The 15,042-nt window shown below is 40.8% G+C and carries 11 protein-coding genes; 10 read left to right on the top strand and 1 reads right to left on the bottom strand.

What is annotated here, in order from left to right:
- Window positions 1-5: 5 nt before the first annotated feature.
- Window positions 6-1,538, top strand: coding sequence for a hypothetical protein (locus tag J0M15_14465; protein ID MBN8538254.1), 1,533 nt, complete (start codon window positions 6-8; stop codon window positions 1,536-1,538).
- Window positions 1,539-1,545: 7 nt separating this feature from the next.
- On the opposite strand, the gene J0M15_14460 is transcribed toward J0M15_14465, so the two are convergent.
- Window positions 1,546-2,307 carry a hypothetical protein gene (locus tag J0M15_14460; GenBank protein MBN8538253.1) on the bottom strand — a complete coding sequence of 254 codons (762 nt, stop codon included), beginning with the start codon at window positions 2,305-2,307 and terminating at the stop codon, window positions 1,546-1,548.
- Between the two features lie 403 nt (window positions 2,308-2,710).
- On the opposite strand from J0M15_14460, the gene J0M15_14455 reads away from it, so the two are divergent.
- The 9 genes from J0M15_14455 (at window position 2,711) to J0M15_14415 (ending at window position 14,973) form a co-directional block, all read left to right on the top strand.
- Window positions 2,711-4,876, top strand: coding sequence for a hypothetical protein (locus tag J0M15_14455; protein ID MBN8538252.1), 2,166 nt, complete (start codon window positions 2,711-2,713; stop codon window positions 4,874-4,876).
- 93 nt (window positions 4,877-4,969) lie between these two features.
- Window positions 4,970-7,273: a hypothetical protein gene (locus tag J0M15_14450; GenBank protein ID MBN8538251.1), complete on the top strand. Its 2,304-nt coding sequence runs from the start codon at window positions 4,970-4,972 to the stop codon at window positions 7,271-7,273.
- A 1-nt stretch (window position 7,274) separates the two neighbouring features.
- Window positions 7,275-7,949 (top strand): hypothetical protein, encoded by a 675-nt coding sequence (locus tag J0M15_14445; protein MBN8538250.1) that lies wholly within the window; start codon window positions 7,275-7,277, stop codon window positions 7,947-7,949.
- Window positions 7,950-8,066: 117 nt separating this feature from the next.
- Window positions 8,067-9,548, top strand: a complete 1,482-nt coding sequence (locus tag J0M15_14440; GenBank protein MBN8538249.1) for a hypothetical protein — start codon at window positions 8,067-8,069, stop codon at window positions 9,546-9,548.
- A gap of 135 nt (window positions 9,549-9,683) precedes the next feature.
- Complete coding sequence (locus tag J0M15_14435) at window positions 9,684-11,438, top strand: hypothetical protein (protein ID MBN8538248.1); 1,755 nt, start codon at window positions 9,684-9,686, stop codon at window positions 11,436-11,438.
- An 11-nt stretch (window positions 11,439-11,449) separates the two neighbouring features.
- Window positions 11,450-12,217 carry a c-type cytochrome gene (locus J0M15_14430; protein MBN8538247.1) on the top strand — a complete coding sequence of 256 codons (768 nt, stop codon included), beginning with the start codon at window positions 11,450-11,452 and terminating at the stop codon, window positions 12,215-12,217.
- 64 nt (window positions 12,218-12,281) lie between these two features.
- On the top strand, window positions 12,282-13,664 hold the full coding sequence (locus J0M15_14425; GenBank protein ID MBN8538246.1) for a methyltransferase domain-containing protein: 1,383 nt from the start codon (window positions 12,282-12,284) through the stop codon (window positions 13,662-13,664).
- A 122-nt stretch (window positions 13,665-13,786) separates the two neighbouring features.
- Complete coding sequence (locus tag J0M15_14420) at window positions 13,787-14,149, top strand: hypothetical protein (protein ID MBN8538245.1); 363 nt, start codon at window positions 13,787-13,789, stop codon at window positions 14,147-14,149.
- Between the two features lie 284 nt (window positions 14,150-14,433).
- Entirely contained in the window at window positions 14,434-14,973 is a 540-nt protein-coding gene (locus J0M15_14415; protein MBN8538244.1) for a hypothetical protein, read from the top strand.
- Window positions 14,974-15,042 lie beyond the last annotated feature (69 nt).

Here is a 15,042-nt window from a genome sequence, read left to right as displayed (position 1 = left end):
GGACCATGAAGACTTTTATAATTTTAACGATCGTTTTTTTATCTCATTTTCAGAGTGATGCAAAAATCTTAGATGTAAATCATCTCAACAAGACTTTTTTAAATTCAACTCAATTAAGTTCAATCAAAGAAAAACCTCAATGGATAGCTAAGGATAATTGGCTAAATGACTTATCCAAGGCTGAATTAAAGAAAATGTTGGGTGCTGAGGCGCCAAATACCGATGTGGAATTTATTCATTCAAGCAAAGAGTTAGCAATGACCTTACCTGTATCCATTGATTGGCGAAACAAGGATGGAAAAAATTGGGTTTCTCCCATAATGAACCAAGGAAGTTGTGGATCCTGTGTGGCTTTCGCCTCTATTGGCACTTTGGAAACCCAGATAAATATTTCTTCATTTTTGCCAAGTCTTAATTTACAACTATCTCCTCAACACCTATTTGCCTGTGGTGGCGGAGCTTGCAGCTATGGTTGGATGCCCGAATCAGCTGCAAAGTTTTTGAAAAAAAAAGGAGTTGTGGATGAATCCTGCATGCCTTACTCTTCTGGGGTTACAGGTGAGGACGTGAGCTGCCAGTCAACCTGCTCCGATTCCTCAAAACGTGTTCTGAGGATCACGGATTACCATCGTCCCACCCAGTTTTTTAAGAGTCCTAGCAGCGTTAAAAAGGCCTTATTGAATGGACCCTTGGTGACCACCATGAAAGTGTATGAAGATTTTTTAGTTTATAGCCAAGGCATCTATAAACATGCAAGTGGAGGCGCCTTAGGAGGTCATGCGGTCTCTTTAGTCGGATACGATGATGCCAAAGGAGCCTTCTTAATTAGAAATAGTTGGGGTGAGTCTTGGGGGGAAAAGGGTTTTGCCTATATGGACTACGAGGACTCTTCTGGAATAGGAAACGCGACGTGGTCCTACGAAGTAGATAAGGGAATGAAAGTGATTTCGATTGAGTACCCAAGAAATAATGATTTTGTTTCCGATTCTGTTGAGTTTAGCTCTCAGTCAAATCAAAACGATATTCAAAATGTAGTTTACAGCCTCATCGACAATTCTGGAAGAATAGTGAGTGAAACTAAGACCGCTGAAAAGGCCCTGGCCGTCACCGTTGATTCTTCAACTCTTCCAGATGGAAAGTATAACGTCGTAGCAAGGGCCTACGATATATTGAATCAGCTGCTGGTGACTTCAAAACCACAGTATTTTTACGTCGTCAATCATGAACCCGAGCTTAAAATTTCTTTTAAAGGTTATCAGGTAGACTTAAATAAAGATATCAAAGGACGCATTGAACTTCAGGTATTTGCTGAAAGCAACAGTGTGCCCATGAACAGTTTGGAATTTCATTTTAAAGATGAATCGGGAAATGAAACCGTTCGAACAACTGATTATGTAGCTGAAGAAATGAGACTGGGTTGGAGAACAGGTCAATTAAAAAATGGAAAATATTCCATTTGGTTAGTAGGAAAAGTAAATACCAACAAAATTAAAGCTCAAGTTAAAACGGAGCCACTTTTGGTAACTCTGAATAATTAAGAACGGATTATTTGAATTCAGCATTCCACCAGGCTTGAATATTAGAGCAGGGGGATGTGGTTAAGTTCCCATTGCAGGAGTTGCCATTATGTCCGTTGAGTAACTTATTTATAAGTTTATTGTTGGTAGCAGTTCCTCCTTGCAGAGGAGTTGGACTTACTAGAGCTCCATAATATAAGCTATTGAAGTTCCAACTATGGCATCTAGAGCAATTGCTGACATATGAATTTAAAAACGAATTGTAAACAGGTTCGGCCTTAGGTGTGAATGAAGTATAGCTCATCTCACCTGGGGTTAAGGCCAAAGAGGGAGTCGCAGACTGTCCATAGGCGTAAATCTTGTGATTCTTTCCGTCGGCATAAGCTGGTGGGAGATCAAATTTATAATAATGACCGGCATTAACTCCGAGAGATTGGATATTAGCAAGAGCTTCGCCGATCAGAGTCCCAACGCCAACAGGGCCGTCCAAATAAAATAAAACTTTTAAAGTTTTACTTTTATTTACGGGATCAAAAGCATAGCCCCACACTTGCCCAGAGATAGAAACGGAATCGATCACTCCGGTGACCTTTCCACTGAATTCATTTCCAACGACAGGATTATTTGAAGTTTGAATATCCGTTGTGGAAGTGCTGGAACCGCCTTCAGAGTTGGCTTGAAATTGTTGGCTGGGATCCGAGCAATTTGTAAAAAACAAGGAAAGGGTCGTGCTGATTAAAATAAAAATGAGCAAAGCTTTGTAATGATTTCTATTCATTGGATGATTCATTTAATTCTCCCCACGTGATCTCTTTAGATTCTATTTTAGCTGTTAGTTTTTCTATATTCTAAGGAAAAGATATAAAAAATGAGGATCGTCCCAAAATGACTCAGTTTATTTATCTCGTTCACAAGGTGTGATCACATTATTCATTTTCTTAAGAATATAAATATACAAGTGAGACGGTAAAAATTAAATTATCAAGAATCTCATTCTGAAAACTTCAAGTTAATCAAGTTAGATAGCGATGAAAGTTAAATTAATTACCAAATATTGCGAGGAGGGGGGATTGAAAAATGAATTTCGTTCCGAATATACTGGAACAGTTGAATGAATCCGTAACACATGGATAAAAGTTTACGCCATCATGATAAGAGTCATGAAAAGAGCGTTGAGGAACTGGGGAGGGATTTTGGGTACAATTATTTTGAATGCAAAAACTGGAGTGGTAAACTTCATAAAGTATTTGATTCAGCGTCGTGGAAAGTATTCGCGAAGGGTCTCATTTATTGTGCTTTCTCTGTTATTATTTATTCCCTTTCAGAACTGCTCCCAAGGAACTTTTAAAATAGAAGAAACAGATTCTTCATCTGTTTCCAATAACTCTGTCAACGAGCCATCTAATACCGCCGAAACGGTTGGAACACCTACTAACAACCCGCCAGGAACCATAGCTCCAGTAGCGCCGACAGAGCCTACAGCTCCCACAGGTCCTGTAGGTCCTTCGGCAGCGCAGATTCAAGCTGAAATAGAGCGTAAGAACCGATGCAAAGGATGGCTTCAGACTCCCATGATTATGAATGCCGACGTGGTGAAAGCCAAGGTGTTTAATTTGAAAGCGGGACTGGCCGTTGGTTCTGGAGATATTGACGATGCTTCTTCTTTAGATGTCATTGTAGATGATAATAAAGGAGTTAATCCGAAGGTTGATCCTGCAGATGGATGTACCTATGAAACTCGTTTGCAGGTTTCACTCAGTATGGATGCTGGCAAGGTATCTCAATTTAACAGTGGAATCGATGCAAGCGGAGCTCCGATAACCATAGACAATGATGTCAACGGTCAAAGAGTCACGGATAGATTGGGAGCGGCAGTAGAGCCTCGAGCTAATAATAATAATTTAAACAATGGCGGAGCTACTTACGCTAACAGTAATATCTCACTAAGATTTCGCAATCGGCAGGCTAATATGGGAACCAGAGCCATTCGCTGTGCTGATGGCGTGGCTTATTATAAACTCTTTATCCGAGTTTCGACTACTAATTTAAATACAGTGAAGGTGGGATATGCTTCGACAAATATGGCTAATGTGAGTTTAGAGTCCGAACCGATCTACGTGCAAACGAATATTGAGAACAATTGTTGGAAAGAGCAAAAGCTTAACAACGCAATAGCCTCCGAAGACTCTACTAAATTACCAGCAACCAATGCCAAGTTTGGGACGAGTGTGGCGATGGACGGGGACTTTGCTGCGGCCTTGAGTGAGGGCGAGGATGATCTTGGATATATTTACTTGTTTAAAAAAAATTTGAAAGGTAATTGGAGTTTTGTACAAAAAATTCTTCCAGGAAATCCCATTGGAAGCAATTTAACTAGTGTAGCGTTGAAGGGAAATTTACTGGCCGTGAGCTCCATGGGTAACCAAGGATTTTCAGGGAGAGTTTATGTATATAGTATCAGTAGTGGTCTGGCGAGTCTAGTTCAGACGATAAAAAATCCGGTGACTTGCTCTTATCCTACGACTCCTTGTTCCCGTTTTGGCTCGAGTCTGGCTTTGACAGGAAGTTCGGTGATAGTTGGGGATGTGACCGCACAAGTAAAGGGTGCCGTCTATCTGTACGCTTACAATGCGGAGCTCTTCGGAGATGGAAGCACGAGTGATCGAACTCCTACGTCTACCTTGTTAGGTACCATCCTTTCTAGTAATGATGCCTTTAATGATCTTCAAGCTTTAGGAGCTAATCTTGTATTTCAAGGAGGCCGAGCTGTCGTGGCTGCTTACCAGGGAGCTAATTCCTATAAGGGATCTATCCATATATTTAATGTCGATGCGGGAACCTTTGTGAATGTCGCTAGCATTAATTCCCCAAGCATTATTTCAGATAAAGGAAAGTTTGGCTCTTCAATTAGCTTTGACGGCACATCTTTAGCGGTAGGAGCTGTGGATGATAGCCGACCGGGACAAATAGCTCGTGGGGCCATGATTTATTACCAAAACTATACTGATGTAACCAATCCATTTATTATTTTTGGAGCGGGGGCCGATGAAATTCGATTTGGCGTCTCATTGGCCATGGTTGGAGATTCGGTTTATGTCGGTACTCGAGGGAATAGTTCTAGCGGAGGTTCTATCTCTCGACATACAAAAGCCAACTTGAATGCTAGAAATGCATCGGTAAGCTTCCTTCAGTTAGATCATTATAGTGAAAATGGAGAGAGTTTTAGCTACTCAATGTCGGTGTCTGAAGGGGCTTCCAAGCCAACAATTATCGTAGGGGCGCAAACAAAGCCGCAGGTCGTGAGTCCATCAGAAATTAGATCTAATGCAGGGGCTGTTTATATTTATGAGATTAAGTAATCAAAGAATGAAATGAGTTTATATTTTTGAAATAAAAATGTTGAACGTGAGTGGGTGGTGAGTGATGAAAAATATCTAGTTGGGGGGAAACTAATGAGAGCGAAGATGAGAGAACAGATAAAAGCAAAGCATTGGGTATTTTTGACCGTGTTTTTTGTGGGTATGATCTCCATTGCAGATATCACTTCTGCTGTCAGAAATAGCAAGGCGGTAGTACACTACGATTTTGAAGATGATTTCACTTCAATGCTTCAAAATGATGCCCCCGTCGTGTTCCAAGACAAATCAAATATAGGGGCTAAATTAAATTTAAGATGGTATGGAACCGACAAAACAAAAATTGAATTTGGAAAAGATAGCAGTAACGATGGCTTTCTCAGGATTCGTGGGAGCACTATTATTCGATCCATTGATTACGCAACAAAAATTACTTCGGAATGCAGGAAGCCAGGGACTACAGGTTTAACTATCGAAGCGGAAATCGAAAGTAATGAAACTGTTGAAAGAAGAACGGGAGAATACCCTGAGAGCAATAATCCTAATTTCCTTCAACCTCTTCGTATAGTGAGCATGTCAAAAGATTTCACTAACAGAGGAAACAATGTAAACATCAATTTTGCATTAGGCCAAGTTTATAATATGGGAGATAGATTTCTTGGGGCCCTAACAAATCCAGTAAATCAAAACCTATTCGCACAGCCGGTGACCTCGTCCGCTACTTCGGTCTTGATCGATGGTCTAGGGCGGAAAGCAACAAGTTATAAACAGAAAGTTATTTTTACAGTTAATAAGCTAACAGGTTTTGCGAATCTGTATCTTACGGACAGAAACGGAAATCTTTATCCTGCCGTTGAAACCAGAAATGGTTTTAATGGTGGAACTCCTGGGACCTATTTTGATAAATGGATAAGTGATGCTTATTTAAATGTAGGAAATGACTACATAAGCTCAACCTCCATTTTAACCCAACCAGAAAATTTTCAGGATTACATTGGAAGTGATCCAAAATCAAATAACCCTAATCGTTATTGGAAAGGGAAGATGTATCGATTGGCTATTTACTGCGAGGCTTTGAGTAAGGACGAGGTTTTTGGGAGTGCTTATCAAATTGTTAAGAATGAATTGTTTCCCATAGTGAATGTGCCAAGAACTGAAAATTTGCTAAAAGCTTCCGAGATCTATGAGCGTCTGACGGGAACCAAGACTCCTATTTACAACCCTTTGTTGACACAAATGGAACAACGACTAAATGTGAATGATGGTGTTGGAGCAGCGGCTTTGGTTACTGAGAATCCCTCTTTCTACAATATTGTTGTCAGAAATTTTGCGGCCAAGATGTCAAATAGGGACGAGACCATTAATTACCCCTTAAATGATTTTACAGCAACCGTAATTGGGGCTGTAAGGGATGATATCAGCGCTAAAGAATTGTTATCTGGAGATTTTTTCTATCAAGGAGATCCTACAAAATCAGCGGTTCCAAGTGACGACATCGATGATATTTTAAGATCTAACAATCATTATGAAGCCTTGGAATCTGGAAACTTTGATTTGAAAGCCGTTTTGATGAAGCGAAAACAAATTTTGTTAAGAGCTAGTTCAGCAACGGCCAACAATAGCACGAATAATAACAACATTAATAATATTACCTTTGAGGCGGTAGATAACTCCTGGGCTGCTGGTTTACTAACGACTCGTCAGTGGGCGATGTCCCACATGGTGGCCGGTACTAATCGAAGGGCTGCGGAGTTTACTTTTAGAGAGTTTTTGTGCATGCCCATTGAAAATATGGCAGATGCTTCAGGCCCAGAGGATGTGATTGGTCGGGATATCGATCGCAATCCTGGAGGCAGCAGGGCCAAGTTCACGACTTCATGTCGGGCTTGCCATACGGTCTTAGATGGGTTCCGTCCTGCCTTTGCTCACATGACTTTCTCGAATGATTTTTTAAAACACTCCTCTTTGGTTCCGAACTCAACAGCTGCAAATGCTAATGAGGACAATTCTATTGTAATGAGAATTCATCCAGATGCTCCTACCGTATCACGTAAGATGAATCACAACGAAGAAACTTTTAGGGATGGCAGAATTCTGAGAGGTGATGAATGGGTGAATAATGCTAACAGTGGAACAAACAAGATCGCCATTGGATGGGGCCCGAGAGTATCGGGGAAAGGCACCAATGAATTTGGTAAAGCGATAGCTGAAAGCAAGGCTTTCCCTCGTTGTATGGCAAAACGAGTTTTCTTTACGGTTTGCAAACGCGAGGCTGGTGTAAAAGAAGATGGATTTATTAAAACTGTGGCTGAAGAATTTTCGAAACCTGAACGTAACTACAACCTGAAGTATTTATTTCAAAAAATTGTTTCAAACGAATTATGTTTAGGGGGGAAATAACATGAACGACAAAAATCAAATTAAAGCAAAACGACTTATGCGGGTATTTCAAACGTCCTTGGTCCTGGTTTCTGCTGTGGTTATATTTGGAAATGGTTGCTCTGAAGGGGGTTTTTATCCTAATGCAAATAACAGCCAAGAACTAAGCTCAACACTCGGGGCTTCTTGTGTCGACCCAGATGCTATTGAGGTCATTCCAGGAGCAAAAACAGCAGCGTTAGTCGGCTCAACAAATATTGTTCAGCACTTAGCTGCTTGTACAGGTTTGGAAAGTGTTTCGTCATTAACACTAGGTGTGTACGATGCCAAAGTGGGATCTGTATCAACCTATGGAGCTGTCAACTCGCTCACTCCGCCAATGATGATGGCTGTACATAGCATTGCAGGTGAAATATGCAATGATCTTGTCGATCAAGAAATTGCCAGGGGTACAAGGATTTTTGCTGGCTGGAATTTGAATGCCGATGTATTGCCCAGCACTTCAGCCATAAGTGTGGCGGCATCAAATATGGCTTTATCTTGTTTTAGGGACTACGAACTTAGTAACGAAGAAAGAGATATCGTTATTGATTCTATCACGAGTTCTGTCGGTGCGAATGAAACTCAGGCTTCCAGAACAGCAGCCGTGATGTTGTGCACTTCTATGTTAGCGAGTTTAAACGCTCTCTTGAATTAACCAATGTAGTTGATGAGATGGGGAGCTCAGTTAAAGTAGCTTGGCAAAATGCCCGAATCACAGAGAAAGTTAGTGAGTTATTATAAAAATAAAAATTAAAAAATTGGAGAATTAAAAATGGAAAACAACAATAGTAACAACGGTAACAACAACAACAGACCTAAACTGTACCATGGAAGAAAACCCGTCACGAGGAGGGAGTTTTTAGCTTCCGGAGCCATTCCGTTTATGGCTTCAATGACCATGCCCTCGCTCATGACCATGTTTGCCAAGTCTGGATTGGCCCAGGCACAGGAATTGTGTAAAGCTGCTGCAGCCACGAAGCTCGCGCCCTTTATCACTGTCAATCTGAACGGCGGTTGGGGAGCTACTCGAAATTGGATTGCCTTAACAGAAGGGCGTGAGTTATTGCCTCACTACGGACTTCAAGGTTTGGGATCTGCAGCCAATTTGGTCGGTCAAATTGTAAAAGACGGGCATTTTAAAAATAAACCTAATTTTTATTCAGGATCTGGATTCTTAGCTGGTGTTCAAACAAGTCTTGTTCCCAATTTAGCTACTTCTGCTTTAGCTAAAACTCACTTTGTTGGGTTGCCCCTCCAATCTCAGAACGATTCAGACACAAATAGATTTGATAGCTCGGGACTAGTTGCCAAAGCCGGGATGAAAGGAAAGATTTTACCTAACATGGGTCGTGTGGACAATGGAATTGGCGTAAGCAATGCCACCGCTTTTGTCATGCCTCCCGCTCCCTTAATTGTGAATAACGTCGATAATATTATCAACGCATTGGGGGTCGCTGATCGGCTGAGTGGTTTAAGTGCCTCGCAGAAAACCAGTTTTTTCAAAGCTTCTGCAAAACTATCCCAAGCTCAATCTAGGAAATTAGCTAGCATGACGGGTGGAAGTTTGTTGGATCGCCTTTTAGGAACTGCAAATAAAGACAATGTGAATTTGATCGAAAACCCTTCTGGCTTAGACTTAGATCCTAGAACCAATCCTGCTTTTGCTGCCGTTTGGGGATTGAATGCCAATACAGGGAGAGGGGACGCCTCATATGTTAATGCGGCTCTTCTTTTTAATGCAATTAACGGGAATGCAGGAACTATAAGTATTGAACTGGGCGGTTATGATTATCATGGCTCTGATCTTGCGACTACGAACCGAATGGACACCGACGCAGGAGTGGTGATTGGGAGAATCATTCAATCACTTCATGTAATGAATTCTCCAGGGTTTATTCATTTAGTAAGTGATGGAGGCGTGGGTACGCCAAAGTCGGATTCGCCAGGAGTAGATCCCACAGCAGATCGTGGAGATGCTGGAGCCATGTTCATGATGGCCTATGACCCCAGTGAAACGGTTGAGTCTGTCGATTCTCAGCTGGGACATATGAAAAATGATCCGGATGCCGAAGCTGCGGATGATCGATTTTTAGTGGGAGGAAACTCAGAAATTGCCGCTGCGGCCGTTTTTGCAAACTATTTGTCCTTTAATGGAAAACTTGGGTTGTGGTCAGGAATTCCAGAAACCAATCGGACCTTTGACACTTTGGCTTTGGATAAGATTGTGAAGATACATGGTAAAGCGGCTGCGTAGTATGACGAGACGTTAGGTAGATAGGTCTAACTGAGACGGTTCGGCTTAGTTTGGTTTAATTTGCCTAGATTGGCTTAGTTTTTCTTAGCATTGGGTCGGTATGGGAATTAATTTGAGGATTGTTGGGGGGACGTAATGAATTTGCGAATGTTAAAAAATCTATCAGTGCTGTTTATGGTTGGGGTCTTCACCACGGTGGCCTTTAATAATTGCAGCAATCCAAAGGATGCAGAAGAATCATCATCGTCTTTGAGCTCCCTGACAAACCAGCAGCTCAGTGAGGAACCTTGCGAGGATCAATTGATGAATTTTTATGCTCGAAGTTATCAACCTTTCTTGATTGCGAATTGTAAGTCTTGTCATTCCACAGGGCCCGGTAAGGGTCAATTTTCCAATCCTGATACTGTTGTGGCTTACAAGGATTTTATGCAGGTTGGTTACTCCAAAGTATCTAGCAATGCCATCAGCGATGGCCATAACCCTCCCTACACTGGTTCACAACATACGGTTGCTGTCAATGAGCTTAAAATTACATGGGTTAAGGCTCTTTCAGAATATGATATGTGCCTTGGCGGCACTGGAGAAGCGCAGCAGAATTTAAGTATTAAAGACCGATCGAATTTTGGATTAATTGGCAAAATCATCCCAACAATGAACGACGGAGAAGAAAGAACTATTGAGTATGATTTGGCTAAAGACCTGATTCAGCTAAAGGACAAAAGCGTGCCTGATTTGAAAGGGGCGAAGTTTTCAGTCGTTGTTCATAAAGTGCTTCGTGGCACTGAAAGATATTTTTCCGTCCATTCACCACGTATTTATGGAAGCAGCGAGGATATTCATATTAAAGGGCTATTTACTTTAATTAATGGGCGTTATATCAACTATAGTACTAATTTTAGATATCTAGATGCAAAGATTCCAAAAACCGCACAAGCGGCCTTACCTAGTTCTTTGTTATCCACTGGCGCTATCGTCATTGCCGGAGCTATCTTTGCTGAAGATAAGCTTAGCTTTGATTTTGAGAACATAGAAACAACGAATATTCCCCCACCGCCTCCTCCTGTTTTGTTATCCTTCACAGGAACCAGGACGGTGTTGGCTAACAATACTGGTGAAGTGAGTTTTAACGTCGTTCTAGATAAGCCTAGCACCGAGGTCATTACCTTTTCTATTACCCCAGACACCAGCGCTTTGTGTAGTGGAGGAGTAACTAATTCAACAAGCTGTTTGCCAGACGTATATAATTTAGTTTGCCCATCAGCTGGTGGTTGTGGTCACCCCTTGGCTAGGAACTTTGAAGTCGCACGATCTGTGGTAGGGACCAGCTTTAACCGTTTTGATTGGGATTACAAATTGGGAACCACATCATTTGCCTTTGCTCCCGGTGAAACCTTAAAACCGATCACAATCAAAACGGCTCGGGATGAAAGATATGAATCAAACCGCGTTTTAACACTGCGTTTAGAAGCGGGTCTTGGCAGTGTTCAAATCCCTCAGGGAACCGAGGTTGCAAGAATCGTCTTTAATAAAAGAATGCACCGAGAGCCTCCTTCAACAGAAATTACCTTTAGCAAATTGATGAGTAACGGTGGGACTCTATTTGCTACCTGCACGGAGTGCCACAATTCGGTTAGGAGGGATGGGGGCTATGATATTCAGGATTACGAGCTGATGATTTCAAGTAACAAGCAGATTTTGGTGCCAGGTGCTGACTCCATTTCTTTCACGGCTGAAGGAGATAAAGTGATTGTCCCCGTGAGTCTCATGTATCGCAGAACTTTGCGAAAATTCACTACTGAGGCCCTGCTAATGCCTCGGTTAAAACCATTAACGGCATCAGAATATTTCGATCTAGAATCCTGGTTGCTCAGTGGGGCTAAGAACAATTAAGGGGAAATCCTATGAAAATTGAAAACAATGAAAACAATGAAAACAATTTAGGTACGGTCAGAGGCAGTCGAATTCAAAAAATAAAGCGCAGTCTTTTGGCCTGCCTCGGTTGTTTGGTCCTGGTGTTGATGTTTCAAAACTGCTCTGCGGTGAGAGCTCCAAACAACTCTGACCAGGGTTCATTCGAAGGAATGAGCGAGCAGGATGTGTTAGGAAAACAGGCTATGGATATTCTCAACTCCAAATGTTTGAGTTGTCACAATCCTGATAAACCCGAAGGGGGAATTTCAGACATCAATGATTTAGGATATTTATTGTATACTCGCTTGGTGATTCCAGGACAGCCAGAAATCTCTGACATCATCCGAGTGATCAAAGAGGGAAGCATGCCTCCAGGAACGAAAAAATTATCAACCGACGAATTACAAGCATTAAATAAGTGGATCATGGAAGGACTCATAGATTCGTCAGGTAATATCGCTCTGCCAGGAGGGTCCGCAACCTTAGAACCCACTTTCAATAGTATCAAGGTTCGAATTTTTAACACAAAATGTCTTAGCTGCCACACTGCAGGAAACGCAGCAGGGGGAACCAACCTAGATAGCTACGACACTTTAATTGCTAGCAACCGTATCATTGCAGGAAACCCAGCTGGCTCGCGGCTTGTTCTATCCGTCGAAAGGCCCGGTAATGATTTTATGCCACGAGGTGGAGCAAGGTTAAGCGCGGAAGAGCTGGCAGCTATAAGACTCTGGATCCAAAATGGAGCCCTCAGATAAATGCTAAGTGAGCTCTTAGAAAATAGTTCTAGTAAATATTTTTAAACTCATAAATAATCAATTTATGTCTAATTCGTCATCGTCGCCTTCATCGACGTCTAAATTTTGGAGTGATTTATTGCCCTTTTTAATTTCGCCAGTCGATGGTGGAGAACTGGAGTGGAATGGGGAAGGATTTCAATCTTCATCTCGATCTTCAACCGGGAAACATGTATTTCCGCTTATTGATAAACTGCCTTGGCTTTTTCCAAATCTTGGGAATTATGAGTCTTATTGGCGGCAAAAATTTCGAGATTTAATTGAGTTTCATAGAATGAAAAAAGAAAGTTTAAAGCTCCAATTAAGCGAAGGTAAGCTCGTTCCTTCCACTCAAAAGCGCTTGCAAAATTTAATACAAGCCCATCGTCATAATTTGGAAATGCTTTTAAAATGGCTTCCTGAATTGAATCAAAGCGGGGGAATGAGGGAGTTTGTGATTCCCTCGCATCAATCGTTAACTCTTTATCATAAGAATATTTTTCGAGATTGGGCGTGGCAGACTCAAGAAAATGAAATCTCTTTGAGTTTTGTCAGTGAAATTTTAAAGGGTGTTTCTGAAATAAAAAAAGTAGCGGTGCTGGGATCTGGTGCTGGAAGGCTAGCTACTGATTTACATCACCAACAAAAATGGGATAAAACATTCGCTATTGATTTTAATCCATTGTTAACGAAAATCGCCCACCGTGTGCAAAAACAAGAAAATGTGAGTTTGTACGATTTTGCCGTTGCTCCCCTGACTCTCGAACAAGCAGCAATTAAATATCAGCTTAAATCGCCTCATCCAGCATCTGAAGGTCTGGTCTTTCTGCTAGCTGATGCAGCCTATCTACCCTTGCGTGCAGGGTGTATGGATTTGGTTTTAACTCCATGGGTGATCGATATTTTACCCATGAATGTAAGACAGTTAAGCACACGAATTAATAAAATACTTAAACTTGGAGGACAGTGGATTAACTTTGGTCCTTTGGGTTATGCTTCTTCAAACGAGAGCTTGATGTATACCGAAGAGGAACTAAAGGAAAATGCTTCTGCTTGGGGTTTTCAGGTCGAGGTCTCTGAAGTTAAAAAGATGATTTACCTATCTCATCCGAATGAAGTGCAGTCGAGAAACGAGTCCGTACTTTTATTTCGATGGACTAAAGTCCGCGATATGGAGGTGGAAAAAATAAATACCTATCCGGAATGGCTTAGAGATAAGAAAATGGCCATCCCTTTGGATCCTCAGCTCATTCAGCAGCAGGCGCTCGCTCGCTTTCAAGGCGACCTTTTTAACTCTCTGGATGGCCGTGTGAGTGTAGAAAAGCTCATTGAGTTATTCGTTTCTCATTATCAATTGGAGCCACAGCTTGCTGAAGACATGATTGTCACGACTTTAGGGTCCTATTACGAAAAGACTCAGAAAAAATAATTCTGGAGTTCCAAAAATAATTGATTAGCACATTCGCTAGTTCAACCAGACCTTTGACTTTTTTTGAGATTTTTAAATAAAATTGCTCGATCAAAAGTGAACAAAGAAGGCATAATAATAGAATGAAAAAGGGAATTAAGATTGTATTGTTACTAGTATTTTTAGTGATGCTAGAGGGGTGTGGGAAAGTAAAAAACTCTTCAAGTTCAGACGTCGCTTCGGCCTCTGGAACCGAGGCTTTTGTTGCTGCTAAACAAGTGGTTGCAGATAAATGTTTAAGCTGCCACAGCGCTTGGACAAGTTATTCAGAGGCTGATTACATTTCAAAGAATTTAGTTACTAAGAAAAATCCGACGAATTCCTCTATTTACAATCGAATCAGAGGAAATGATACGGGCACAGCTGGGGACATGCCACAAAGCAATCCCAATCTCTCTCAATCAGAAATGCAATTGATCAAAACTTGGATCAATAATATTGAGTAAATAGCCATGGTTCCACTAAGTGTTAATTCTGTACTACAAATTCTTTTGTCATAAAATCGATTCAACGACCTCTGGTTCTTAAGGTTAGTCGTTCGGAAGTGACGTTTTTTGTTATCTTGTTTAAATCTCTACAGGTGAAAAATTTAGAATCTTGTTATATATTATATTTCTAATTTGTGTTCACACCGAAACTTTGAAATGGTCGTAAAAAAACTAAATCTTTTAGAAGTTTCAGTGGTATTTTTAAACAGAAGTAACTTTAATTTTTCAAAATTGGAGCGATTATGCTTATAAAAACAATGAGTCTTTTAGTTCTCATATTATTGTCAGCCAAAAGCAATGCCGGAAATCTATTAAATTGTTCTCAGAATTATAAAAACAAATCAGTTCAAATGAGTGATCGTTTGAAGGTTTTTCTTAATCAAGAGAATAAAGAACAAGTAATTTACGTAAAATTAACTTTTTTCAAGGGAGAAAGTGAAATTCTAATCGCAGATACGACAAAAGTAAATGGTGTTGAAATAAATATGATGGAGGTTTCTCAAAAAGAAGTTAATGTAAATGGTTGGTCTGAATTGCCTAAATATCCCATCAGTGATGCCCAGAGAACAACCAAAGATGTAATGAGAGTAATAAATGATATGGGGGGAAAATTTATTAAATCTAAATACTTTTTTCATTTGCAAAAAATGGAGATCTTGGTTAGGGCGCCCATTAAAGTTGTTTCTGATTTTCTCGAAGTAAAGATTAATGATTTAGTTTTCGCTGATAAAGCTCATCAGCAGTCACTTGAGATCGGTTGGGGCACAACTCAATTGCCATAAGAAAAGTTGTTTTATTCACGCACATTCTCGCTGATGAACATTGTAAATAAGATCATCAGCTATCATGCT

The sequence above is a fragment of the Deltaproteobacteria bacterium genome, assembly GCA_017302835.1.
GTDB lineage: Bacteria > Bdellovibrionota > Bdellovibrionia > Bdellovibrionales > Bdellovibrionaceae > UBA2316.
Note: the sequence above shows the minus strand (reverse complement) of the source record. Positions and strands in the feature narration are given on the sequence as shown.